Here is a 12373-nt window from a genome sequence, read left to right on the forward strand (position 1 = left end):
ATGCGCACCGAACAACCGAAGATGATTTACCTGAAGGACTATCAGGCGCCCGAGTACCTGATCGACGAGACGCACCTGACCTTCGAGTTGTTCGAGGACCACAGCCTGGTCCATGCGCAACTGGTGATGCGCCGCAACCCTGAGCGCGGCGCTGGGCTGCCGCCGCTGGTGCTCGACGGCCAGCACCTGGAGCTGATTTCGCTCAAGCTCGACGACGCCGACCTGGGGCAGGGCGATTACCAGTTGGATGACAGCCACCTGACCTTGCACCCCAAGGCCCAGGCCTTCACGGTCGACACAACCGTCAGGATCCACCCGGAAACCAACACCGCCTTGGAAGGCCTGTACAAATCCGGCAGCATGTTCTGCACCCAGTGCGAAGCCGAAGGCTTCCGCAAGATCACCTATTACCTCGACCGCCCGGACGTGATGAGCAAGTTCACCACCACGGTGGTGGCCGAGCAGCACAGCTATCCGGTGCTGCTGTCCAACGGCAACCCGATTGCCAGTGGCCCTGGCGAAGACGGCCGGCACTGGGCAACCTGGGAAGACCCGTTCAAGAAGCCCGCCTACCTGTTTGCCCTGGTGGCCGGGGACCTGTGGTGCGTCGAAGATACCTTCACCACCATGAGCGAGCGCACCGTAGCGCTGCGCATCTATGTCGAGCCGGAAAACATCGACAAATGCCAGCACGCCATGACCAGCCTGAAGAAGTCGATGCGCTGGGACGAAGAGGTGTATGGCCGCGAATACGACCTGGACATTTTCATGATTGTCGCGGTCAACGATTTCAACATGGGGGCCATGGAGAACAAGGGCCTCAATATCTTCAACTCCAGCGCTGTGCTGGCCCGCGCCGAAACCGCCACCGACGCCGCGCACCAGCGGGTCGAGGCGATCGTTGCCCACGAATATTTCCACAACTGGTCGGGCAACCGCGTGACCTGCCGCGACTGGTTCCAGCTGTCGCTCAAGGAAGGCTTCACGGTGTTCCGCGACGCCGGTTTCTCCGCCGACATGAACTCCGCCACCGTCAAGCGCATCCAGGACGTGGCTTACCTGCGCACCCACCAGTTCGCCGAAGACGCCGGCCCCATGGCCCACCCGGTACGTCCGGACAGCTTTATCGAGATCTCCAACTTCTACACCCTGACCGTGTACGAAAAGGGCTCGGAAGTCGTCGGCATGATCCACACGCTGCTGGGGCCTGAGGGTTTCCGCAAGGGCAGTGACCTGTACTTCGAGCGCCACGATGGCCAGGCGGTGACCTGCGATGACTTCATCAAGGCCATGGAAGACGCCAACGGCGTCGACCTGAGCCAATTCAAGCGCTGGTACAGCCAAGCCGGTACGCCACGGCTGGCAGTGAGCGAGTCCTACGACGCCGCAGCCAAAACCTACAGCCTGACCTTCAGCCAGAGTTGCCCGCCGACCCCGGACAAACAGGAAAAACTGCCGTTCGTTATTCCCGTGGAACTGGGCCTGCTGGACAGTCATGGCACCGAGCTTGCGTTGCGACTGGCCGGTGAAGCCGCGGCAAGCGGTACGACCCGGGTGATTTCGGTCACCGAAGCCGAGCAGACCTTCACCTTCGTCGACATTGCCGAACAGCCGCTGCCATCGCTGCTGCGTGGTTTCTCGGCGCCGGTGAAGCTGAGCTTCCCGTACAACCGCGACCAATTGATGTTCCTGATGCAGCATGACAGCGACGGTTTCAATCGCTGGGATGCCGGCCAGCAGTTGTCGGTGCAGGTGTTGCAGGAGCTGATCGGCCAGCATCAGAAGGGCGCTAGCCTGTCGCTGGACCCACGCCTGGTCAGTGCGCTGCGCAGCGTGCTATCGGACGAATCCCTGGATCAGGCCATGGTTGCGGAAATGCTTTCGCTGCCAAGTGAAGCCTACCTGACGGAAATCAGCGAAGTGGCTGACGTCGAGGCGATCCATGCCGCCCGCGAATTCGCCCGCCGGCAATTGGCCGAAAACCTCTTCGAAGCGCTGTGGCTGCGCTACGAAGCCAACCGCGACTTGTCGAAACGCACACCGTATGTGGCCGAAGCCGAGCATTTCGCCCGTCGCGCGTTGCAGAACATCGCCCTGTCGTACTTGATGCTCACCGGCAAGCCTGAGGTGTTGAGTGCAACCCTGGAGCAGTTCGATAGCGCCGACAACATGACCGAACGCCTGACGGCGCTGGCGGTGCTGGTCAACTCGCCATTCGAAGCCGAGAAGGCCAAGGCCCTGGAAGTGTTCGCGGAAAACTTCAAGGGCAACCCGCTGGTCATGGACCAGTGGTTCAGTGTCCAGGCCGGCAGCCCGCTGCCTGGCGGCCTGGCGCGGGTCAGGGCCTTGATGGAGCACCCGGCATTTAACATCAAGAACCCGAACAAGGTGCGGGCACTGGTCGGCGCCTTCGCCGGGCAGAACCTGATCAACTTCCACGCCGCCGACGGCTCGGGCTATCGCTTCCTGGCGGACCTGGTGATCCAGCTCAACGGCTTCAACCCGCAGATCGCTTCGCGGCAGTTGGCGCCGCTGACCCGCTGGCGCAAATACGACAGCGCCCGCCAGGCACTGATGAAGGCCGAGTTGGAACGCATCCTGGCGTCCGGCGGGCTTTCTGCCGATGTGTTTGAAGTGGTGAGCAAGAGCTTGGCGTGACCTTGAAGCCGCGGTCTGCCTGGCGGACCGCGGTGCACCCTATCGCGAGCAAGCTCGCTCCCACAGTAAATCTTCGGTGAACACATATTTTGTGTTCAAGCGCACAGGGTCTATACAAAAAAAGATCAATTTTGAGAGGTAAAAGGCAGGGCACTAGTATTCTGCAGCTTTATCTGCGGGGGCTCATGAGAGTACCGGCCTAAATGCTTCTTTTAGAGAAGTTAAGTTCTATTCCAGAGCCAAGAATGGCCAGTGACCATAGGTTGTCACTCACCGTATAGTTTCTAGCAAGTAGAATGTTCAAGCTGAGAGCCTCGACCAAGGCTTCTTCATTTTCTGCTGCTGGATCCTCTGTTTCTTTAATGAATTCAGTGCTTAAGCATCTAAGGTCATCATGGAAAGTAATACTGGCAGAATATTTATTACTGTGTCCAATGCTTCCCATTACTTTGTAATTTATAAAGGTGGCACCCATATATTTATTGATAAAATTGAATGATGGCAGATTCATGTCCCATGAGTATCCTGTTCCTTCCAGCAGCTTGCTTATGGTTGGGGTCTGCATGACGTAGCTATTGTAGGGTTCTACATCAAAGCCTTTTCCTTCAACATTTTTAGTGGTTGTCATGACACTCGCTCCTCTTGCGATTGTTAATGCAATTCTGCGCAAGTTCTATAAGTCACTGTTCGGTGTGATGAGTGTCGATTAGAAAAGGGCAGAGGGCTACTGTCAGAAATAACAGGGTTTTATATTGATTTTAAATAGGCGATATAGGTTGTCATGACAAAGTAATCCCCTGGCCAGCCCTCGCCATCACCCCACCGAATACCCCGCCATTCACCCCCTGCGCCAATCCCCCTGGTTAACAAAAGATAACGTGGCGTCGATTGTCAGACCTTTCGAAAGCCCGATAGGATAGGTCAGCTTCCGAAGTGGCTCTAGATTGCAGGTTTCAGGGCTATGCTCCAGGACTGCAAGGTGGAGGAGCCTGCTTACGGCGCCCACCTAACAATAATAATGGGGGAAAGGTCTATGAATGAGCCTGTCATGGCTGTGGGGCGCTGCCGCCCGCCGATGCTGCGCAAAGTCGCGTTGCTGGCTGCGGTGCTCTCGCTGCTGGGCTCTGCCGTGTTGTCGGCACCGGTGATGGCCGTTGCGGCCTCGACCACCGATGTCATCTATTCCGTTGAATCGGCCAAGGCCAGCAAAACCCTGATGCTCGACGTGGTCCACGCCGGCCAGCGCCTGGTGGCGGTGGGGGATCGTGGGCACATCGTTTATTCGGATGACCAGGGCAGCTCCTGGACCCAGGCCAAGGTGCCGACCCGCCAATTGCTTACCGCAGTATTTTTTGTCGATGACAAACACGGTTGGGCCGTGGGCCACGACGCGCAGATCCTCGCCAGCGACGACGGTGGCAGTACCTGGACCAAGCAATTCGAAGACCTTGCCCGTGAAGCGCCGCTGCTGGACGTCTGGTTCAAGGACGCCAGCACCGGTTTTGCCGTGGGCGCCTACGGCGCGTTGTTGGCAACCATCGATGGTGGCAAGCACTGGGAAGATGCCAGTGATCGGCTCGACAACGAAGACCAGTTCCACCTTAACGCCATCGCCGCGGTGAAAGACGCCGGGCTGTTCATCGTCGGCGAGTCCGGCAGCATGTTTCGCTCCGCCGACTGGGGCCAGTCCTGGGAAAAGATCGAAGGCCCATACGAAGGCTCGCTCTTCGGCGTCATCGGCACCGCCCAACCCTCGACACTGCTGGCCTACGGCTTGCGCGGCAATCTTTATCGCTCCGTCGATTTCGGCGACACCTGGGAGCAGGTCGAGCTGAAGGCCGCCCGTGGAGCGCTGGAGTTCGGCCTGTCCGGGGCCACGTTGTTGGCAGACGGGTCCATCGTGATCGTTGGTAACGGCGGCAGCGTGGTTCGCAGCACCGACGACGGCGAGTCCTTCAGCGTATTCAATCGCCCTGATCGCATTTCCGTGGCAGCTGTCACGGCGGCGGGCAACGGCAACCTGATCCTGGCGGGGCAGGGAGGCGTTCGCGCCACCACGGCCACCGGTGCCGAACTGAGCAAATGAGTCGGGCCTGCAAGGGCATAAAAACAAGAAGGCGGACCCCATGAGCAGTCATCATCAAGACAAGGCGACGTTCCTCGAGCGCCTGATTTTCAATAACCGCCCGGCAGTGATCATCATTTGCCTGCTGGTCAGCATCTTCCTGTTCTGGCAAGCCACGCTGATCCGGCCGTCCACCAGTTTCGAAAAAATGATTCCCCTCAAGCACCCCTTCATCGAGAAGATGCTTGAGCACCGCAATGACCTGGCAAACCTGGGCAACACGGTACGGATTTCCGTGGAGGCCACCAACGGCGACATCTTCTCCAAGGAATACATGGAGACCCTGCGCCAGATCCACGATGAGGTGTTCTATATCTCCGGCGTCGACCGCTCCGGGCTCAAGTCGTTGTGGAGCCCAAGCGTGCGCTGGACCGAAGTGACCGAGGAAGGTTTCGCCGGTGGCGAGGTGATTCCCCAGAGCTACAACGGCTCGGCCGACAGCCTCGACCTGCTGCGCAACAACGTGCTCAAGTCAGGCCAGGTCGGACGCCTGGTGTCCAACGATTTCAAATCGAGCATCGTCGATATTCCGCTGCTGGAGTCCTATCCGGACCCTCAGGATCAAGGCAAGTTGCTGGCGCTGGACTACCAGAAGTTCTCCCACGAGCTTGAAGACAAGATCCGCAACAAGTTCGAAGCCCAGAACCCCAACGTGCAGATTCACATCGTCGGATTTGCCAAGAAGGTCGGCGACCTGATCGACGGCCTGGTCATGGTGGTGCTGTTCTTTGGCGTGGCCTTCGTCATTACGCTGATCCTGCTGTACTGGTTCACCAACTGCATGCGCAGCACCGTTGCGGTGTTGACTACCACACTGGTGGCGGTGGTCTGGCAACTGGGGTTGATGCATGCCGCCGGTTTCGGGCTCGATCCGTACTCGATGCTGGTGCCGTTCCTGATCTTCGCCATCGGCATTTCCCATGGCGTGCAGAAAATCAACGGCATCGCCTTGCAGTCCAGCGAGGCGGACAATGCACTGACGGCGGCGCGGCGCACGTTCCGACAACTGTTCCTGCCGGGCATGATCGCGATCCTGGCGGACGCTGTCGGCTTCATCACCCTGCTGATCATCGACATCGGCGTGATCCGCGAGCTGGCCATCGGCGCCTCCATCGGCGTGGCGGTGATCGTGTTCACCAACCTGATCCTGCTTCCGGTGGCGATCTCCTATGCCGGCATCAGCAAGCGTGCCATCGAACGCAGCAAGAAGGATGCGACTCGCGAACATCCGTTCTGGCGCACGCTGTCGAACTTCGCCAGTGCCAAAGTCGCGCCGGTGTCCATCGCCTTGGCGGTTATCGCCTTCGGCGGCGGGCTCTGGTACAGCCAGAACCTCAAGATCGGCGACTTGGACCAGGGCGCACCGGAACTGCGTCCGGACTCGCGCTACAACAAGGACAACAATTTCATCATCAGCAACTACTCCACCAGCTCCGACGTGTTGGTGGTGATGGTCAAGACCAAGGCCGAAGGTTGCTCGCGCTATGAAGCCATGGCGCCCATCGACGAGCTGATGTGGAAGATGCAGAACACGGAGGGCGTGCAGTCGGCGATTTCCCTGGTGACCGTGTCCAAGCAGATGATCAAGGGCATGAACGAGGGCAACCTGAAATGGGAAACCCTGTCGCGCAATCCTGATGTGTTGAACAACTCCATTGCCCGGGCCGATGGCCTGTACAACAACAGTTGCTCCCTGGCACCGGTGCTGGTCTTCCTCAACGACCACAAGGCCGAGACGCTGGACCGGGCGGTGAAGGCGGTGCAGGACTTCGCCAAGGAAAACAACCGGGACGGCCTGGAATTCATCCTCGCCGCCGGTAACGCCGGTATCGAGGCGGCCACCAACGAAGTGATCAAGGAGTCGGAACTGACGATCCTGATCCTGGTGTACATCTGCGTCGCGACCATGTGCATGATCACCTTCCGTTCCTGGGCCGCAACGTTGTGCATCGTGTTGCCGCTGGTACTGACCTCGGTGCTGGGCAACGCCCTGATGGCGTTCATGGGCATCGGCGTGAAAGTCGCGACGTTACCGGTGGTGGCGCTTGGCGTCGGGATTGGCGTGGACTACGGCATCTACATCTATAGCCGCCTGGAAAGTTTCCTGCGGGCTGGACTGCCGCTTCAAGAGGCGTACTACCAGACGCTGAAGTCCACCGGCAAGGCCGTGCTGTTCACCGGCCTGTGCCTGGCCATCGGTGTGTGCACCTGGATCTTCTCCGCCATCAAATTCCAGGCAGACATGGGCCTGATGCTGACGTTCATGCTGCTGTGGAACATGTTCGGCGCGCTGTGGCTGCTGCCGGCGCTGGCGCGGTTCCTGATCAAGCCTGAAAAGCTGGCGGGGCAGAAGGGCAATTCCTTGTTTGCACACTGATCACCAGCACAAAGCACACCCACCCTGGCAAGGAGCCGCTGGGGCTGGGTGAGTCAGGCTACTCAAAGCACTCATTGCCAAACACAATCCTGTGGTGAGGGGATTTATCCCCGCTGGGTTGCGAAGCAACCCCCAAACCAGGCACCCCGGTGTAATAGGCTGATCACCTCTAGCCTTTTAGGGCTGCTACGCAGCCCAGCGGGGATGAATCCCCCACCACAATACTGACAGCAACCCGGTTCATGTGGCGAGGGAGCTTGCTCCCGCTGGGTTGCGAAGCAGCCCCCAAACCAGGCACCCCGGTGTAACAGACTGATCGCCTCCAGCCTTTTGGGGCTGCTACGCAGCCCAGCGGGAGCAAGCTCCCTCGCCACGGTCTTGTGTTTGGCTACAGGCTGGGTGAGTCAGGCCAATCAAGCCACTTCTGACCAAACACGAACCTGTGGTAATCAAGGCGCCAACGGCAAGAACTTGCTTTGCGCCAATGGCCTGCCGATCTGGCCTCGATGCACATTCACCACCGCGTAAGGGCTTTTGGCCTTGGCGAGCATCGAATGGTAGTGCTCCTTGCGTTGTTCCTTGGTTTTCAGGTGCGCGACGCTGAAGTCCGCTTTTGGCGTATCGGCGGTTTCGTAATGAAAATGCGCATACCAGAGGGGCCAACCGTCCCGGTCGTTGACGGCGTACTCCTGGAGAAAATCCTTGCGAATCCCGGCCAGGGCCTTGCGTTCGCCGAGCCTCGCGACTTGTATGAGGTTTTTCTCGAACAGGTAGCGAAGGTTGCTGTCGGTCGGGGGCAGTTGCAGGCTCAATTCGGTGCGCAGTTCATTGCCTCGGGTGGTCATCCGCGAAACGGCGCTCGACAGCTGCTCGGTCAACGCCTGATCGCCTGCGGTGCGTGGCGTTTTCGTCGCCGTGAAAGCCCTTTCCAGCTCTTCGGAAAGTTTGCGGTAGCGACTCGCCTCGTTGTTCATGATCTCCTCGATTTCCTGAGGGAAGCGGCACTGTGTTTTGTAGCGCTCGGCGTTCGAGAGACTGTTTTCCAACTGATCCAGCAATTTTCGCGCATCGGCCTTGATCGTCTTGATCGACCGGGTGCGAGGCGTTGGGGCCGGTCGTTGAACTTCGACGACGTCCCAGACATCGTCGTGTTGCGAATACATGGCGAGCAATTTGTCATCGACTTCGGAGCGCAACTCCACGACGTCGATGGGCAGGCTGGTGCCGGCCGGCTTCAGGTCCCCGATCAAGACGCCCCCCTTGCGGGTCTTGATCACCTTCTTCTGCGGGCGTCCGGAAGGCGTCTTGCTGCGTTTTGGCGGGCGTTTGCGTGGTTGTGGTTCAGGTTTGAGTTCGGCGGCGAGTTTCCTGGAAGCGTCCTCGTACAGACTTTCCACCAGCCTGAATAACCTGCCGAAGTAAGAAGTGTCGATGTCGCCGGCATTGAAGGCCTTGATGCCCTGCATGGCATCGAGCGCTGCGCCATAGTGCTCGGTCAGGCTTACCAAGACTTCGAGCTGTTCCGATGGGGTCAGCTCGTAGGTGCCCAGGTCCGATTGGGAGCGCGCCTGTTCCATCAATAGCTTGGTGATGCTGTGCAAGTTCTCGGGAAGGTCAGAGTCGGGATCCTTGAACACGAGCGCCGCCAAGGTGGGTAATTGCAGGGCCTTGGTCGCCAGTGCGGTTCTTTCATCTTGTGGCCGGTCCCTGGTCAGGCGCTCGAACACTTGCGCGCCGGCGGCATCCAGGTTCAACAGCGCATCCAGGTAGCGGTCACGAAGCTCCAGCCAATGGATCGAGCGATCGTTGATGTCACTCAAAGCATCCAGGTACTTGAAGTAGCCCTGGACATTCGCAGCGACGGCGGCCTGCAATCCGTCCGCATTCTCAGTGAACTGGCTGTGGGCGGCATCCAGTGCCGTCAGATCGAACTCGCTGATCAGGAAGGCCTTGCGGGCGTTGTTGACTACATTTTCCATCAAGGCGCGAATGATCTTGGGCGGCAGGGCCATGTCCAGGCTGGCGTACTCGTTCACATGCTCCAGCAGCTTCAAATAGCCGTCGGTCTGTTCCTGGAGCAGCTTATAAAACTGCGCCCTTTTTGCCGCGCGTTGCTCCTCGGTAAACGCGCCTGCCTGGGTCCTGCTCATGACCTCTTGGGCGACATCCAAGGCTCGTTGTTGACTGGCTTCCTGCGCATGGTAATTCTTGAGTTCCTGGCTCAGTTCGGCTGCGCGTTGAGTCCTCAGGTTGCGCATTTGAGCCAAGCGCTTGGGTGGCATGCCACCGCGTAGCCGAAGGCGCAGGTCGAAGGACCAGTTGCCATGGGTATCTGCTCGCAACACCGGGCCATTGCGCGCCGGATCGCGCGGTGCACGAGGGTCGATCATCGTCGCGCTGCCATCCGATTCCGGGGTGACTCGATACAGCTTGTCGTCCACCAATGCGTGCCACTTGTTGTCGATCACGTATAAGCCGGTGTACGGGCCATAGGTGACTGGCCCGGGCAGCCTCGCCGGGCGCGGCACCTGCAAGTTTCCCAAGCGGGTGCGTTGCTGTGCGGTCAGGCTGCGGCGGGCGCTGGCGAAACTGAAGTCCAGGTTCATGCTGGCGGCCTTGGACGACTCCCCCGGCAAGGCAACAGTGCCCTCACGGATGACGGGCGGCTCGAGCAAGGGCCAACGCTCCGGGATGATGCGCGGCGCAGGCGGGCGCATGGCCTGCTGCTTCAGGGTTTCGGGCAAGGGCTCCGCCAGGGTAGCGCGAGTGGATGGCAGCTGGCCCGCCAGCAGGGCGAGGTTAAGCAGCAGGTCGACGGCGGCGAGTTCCCGTGTCACCGCGTCTTCGCTACTTAGTGCCGGAATGTCATGGCTGGCGCTGGCCATCAGGCTCCATAGCCAGACGGCGGCCATGGCCGGGCCTCGCAACAGGGGCATCAACAGCGTGTTGAACAGCAGGCTGGAACCTTGGAGCAGAACGGCCCAGCGACTTTCGCTGTTGGAAACCGATGCCCGGTCGGCCTGGCTGACCAAGGCTCGAGCGTTGCTGCCGTAGAGGTACCGCATCAACTCGCCGTTGCGCAGGAATTGCTGCAATTCGTCGTCGACGCTGTCGATGGCGAGTGTCGCCGGAGCAGGCTTGGCCGGAACGCTGAATTCATCGCCCTGGAAAAAACGCACGATGTGCGGCTCCAGGAAACCGCCGTTGGCATAGATCGGGCGCGCGGCGGCGGGCATCCAGGTCAGGACGCTGTTCTGCAGCTCACCGGGGGTGACGATGGCTTGCAGCAGCGCTTCGCGCGTCGGGTATTGCAGCAGCGACGGCGCGTAGAGTGGGCGATACAGCAGGTGCGGGCCGGTTCGGCTGTCTTGCGGCTCGATGATGAACATGTTGATCACGGTGTCGGGGTGGGCCTCGGGCTTGCGCAGGAAAGCCAAGTGCCGAATGACCACCGAGCGGTCGCGGACCCGCTGGCTGTCAGGATCGGATTTGAGCAGCGCTTCAACCAGGCGCAGGCCTGGGCGGGTCACGCCGTGTTCGTTGTTGAGCATCTGCTTGAGCGCTTCCAGCGGCAGTTGAGCCGGGATCTGCTCGGCGAACATCCGTTCACGTTCCCGGGCTTGAGTCCCATCGTCCAACAGGTGTCGTTGCAGATAGCGAGGGTAGGTCGTGCCGATATCGACCTGTTCGATCAACCCACCCTTGCGAGTGATGAAGTCCGGCGTCAGCCACGGGGGAAGCGTCAGCCCCAGGCGATGGGCGAGCGCCAGGTTGCCGCTGGGTCGGGCAACGAGGTTGTTGATGGCCAGTTCGGTCAGGGTCATCGTTGTTTTTTCGATGATCCCGGAAGTGCCGGGATAACCGGCGGCGACGCTGAAGGTCAGTTGCACATCGTCGGGCTGGTATTGGCGAGCATCTATCGTGTTCGACAGGCTGGCGTCGGTGTTCTGCAATTGTTCAAGCAAGGCGTCGGCTGCATAGGTCCTGATGTCCTTGATATCGCTGAGGTAGGTCCGGCCTTGATTGCGCTTCTTGGCGCTGGCCAGGGCCAGGCTGTAGTGCTGGAACGTCGTTTGATCGAGGGTGGACGCGTTTTTCAACCAGTCGGGCAATAGCGGTTCGAGTCGCGCCGAGGTTTCAGGCGTGAGGCGCGGGCCGTCCAGCAGATAACGGGCCGGGTCGCTCAATTCTGCGTAAAGCGACTTCAGGTCTTGCAGGCCGATTTGGGAAGGCAATTGCACAGCTGCCAGGTCGGCCAATTGCTGCTCCAGGATCAGGGCTGCCTGGGTGTCGAAGACGTTGCCATCGATCTCGTTGCGTCGGCAGGTAACGGTCTCGACGGCGTAGCGGCTGGCAATCCGTTCGCCCCAGTGGCTCGTAAAGGCGTCCAGGGAAGCGAAGGACTGCACGACGCCGCAAGGGCTGCATAACAGAAAGACATCGGTATTTTTTGTGGTGTGGGCCAGGAGTATTTCACTGGCGATCAGCACGGTGTCGTGGTCGCCCCCGATCATCCGGGTTTCCAGGCTGTAGGCATGCACGGCGGGCTGGCCCTTGCCAAGCAAGCGCCGGTCGCGATCCGGCCATCGGACGATCTGGTCCAACGCTTGGCGTGCCGCATTGGACAGGCCCGGCTGTTGCAAGGCGCAGGCGTGCAGTCTGTTTTTGAGCACGTCGCTGAGCCAGCGCCAGCGGCTGATGGAGTCTTGAGGATCGGCTTTAGAGGGGGCGGCGATGTCTGCGTTCCAATAGCGGGTCAGCGCATCGGCCAGGCCGATCTGCACGCTCCAGGGCAATTCAAGCAAGAGCTTTTCGATCACCTTCATGTCCAGCGTTCCCTCAGCCGACCTCAGTGGGTGCGGCATTTTTTCCGAGAGAAAGCACGCCAGGCCACCGGCATCGCTGAAATCCACGGGTGTGCCCAAGGCTAGGTAATCGAGGACGCGGGACATGAACGGCTGGAGTCGCCAGCCGCGAGTGGCGACGTCCGGAGTGGCGAGCAGGGTCTTGGAGAGGTCGAAGGCCAGCGACGGGTATTTTTCCTGAATGGCCTGTTCAAGCATGCGTCGAGCGAACTGCTCGAAGGTTGGGCGACTGGCAAATTGCAGGCTGACGCTCTGAGCAAATGCAGCGGGGCTGTCAGCCGGTGAAGGCGAGGTCATGGGAAATCCTTTTCATGGAGTCGTTGGAAATGACGCCTGGAAAAGTATCGA

General features: G+C 59.8%; 5 protein-coding genes. 3 read left to right on the forward strand and 2 right to left on the reverse strand.

Annotated features, from left to right (window positions below; translation table 11 throughout):
• Positions 1-2658 carry an aminopeptidase N gene (gene pepN, locus AD663_RS10795; RefSeq protein WP_053213689.1) on the forward strand — a complete coding sequence of 886 codons (2658 nt, stop codon included), beginning with the start codon at positions 1-3 and terminating at the stop codon, positions 2656-2658.
• Between the two features lie 199 nt (positions 2659-2857).
• Here the strand turns inward: pepN and AD663_RS10800 are convergent, their stop codons facing one another.
• On the reverse strand, positions 2858-3286 hold the full coding sequence (locus AD663_RS10800) for a hypothetical protein (protein ID WP_033045979.1): 429 nt from the start codon (positions 3284-3286) through the stop codon (positions 2858-2860).
• A gap of 405 nt (positions 3287-3691) precedes the next feature.
• Here AD663_RS10800 and AD663_RS10805 point away from each other — a divergent pair, with 405 nt between their 5' ends.
• Entirely contained in the window at positions 3692-4744 is a 1053-nt protein-coding gene (locus AD663_RS10805) for a YCF48-related protein (protein ID WP_053213690.1), read from the forward strand.
• Positions 4745-4784: 40 nt separating this feature from the next.
• Positions 4785-7160 carry an RND family transporter gene (locus tag AD663_RS10810; protein ID WP_003180660.1) on the forward strand — a complete coding sequence of 792 codons (2376 nt, stop codon included), beginning with the start codon at positions 4785-4787 and terminating at the stop codon, positions 7158-7160.
• A gap of 449 nt (positions 7161-7609) precedes the next feature.
• On the opposite strand, the gene AD663_RS10815 is transcribed toward AD663_RS10810, so the two are convergent.
• Complete coding sequence (locus AD663_RS10815; RefSeq protein ID WP_053213691.1) at positions 7610-12322, reverse strand: hypothetical protein; 4713 nt, start codon at positions 12320-12322, stop codon at positions 7610-7612.
• Positions 12323-12373: the final 51 nt, after the last annotated feature.

The sequence above is a fragment of the Pseudomonas sp. Q12-87 genome, assembly GCF_001269755.1.
In the GTDB taxonomy this organism is placed as follows: domain Bacteria; phylum Pseudomonadota; class Gammaproteobacteria; order Pseudomonadales; family Pseudomonadaceae; genus Aquipseudomonas; species Aquipseudomonas fluorescens_S.

Coding starts and splice junctions, on each gene's coding strand:
- pepN (WP_053213689.1), top strand. CDS start 1: ATGCGCACCGAACAACCGAAGATGATTTACCTGAAGGACTATCAGGCG.
- AD663_RS10800 (WP_033045979.1), bottom strand. CDS start 3,286: ATGACAACCACTAAAAATGTTGAAGGAAAAGGCTTTGATGTAGAACCC.
- AD663_RS10805 (WP_053213690.1), top strand. CDS start 3,692: ATGAATGAGCCTGTCATGGCTGTGGGGCGCTGCCGCCCGCCGATGCTG.
- AD663_RS10810 (WP_003180660.1), top strand. CDS start 4,785: ATGAGCAGTCATCATCAAGACAAGGCGACGTTCCTCGAGCGCCTGATT.
- AD663_RS10815 (WP_053213691.1), bottom strand. CDS start 12,322: ATGACCTCGCCTTCACCGGCTGACAGCCCCGCTGCATTTGCTCAGAGC.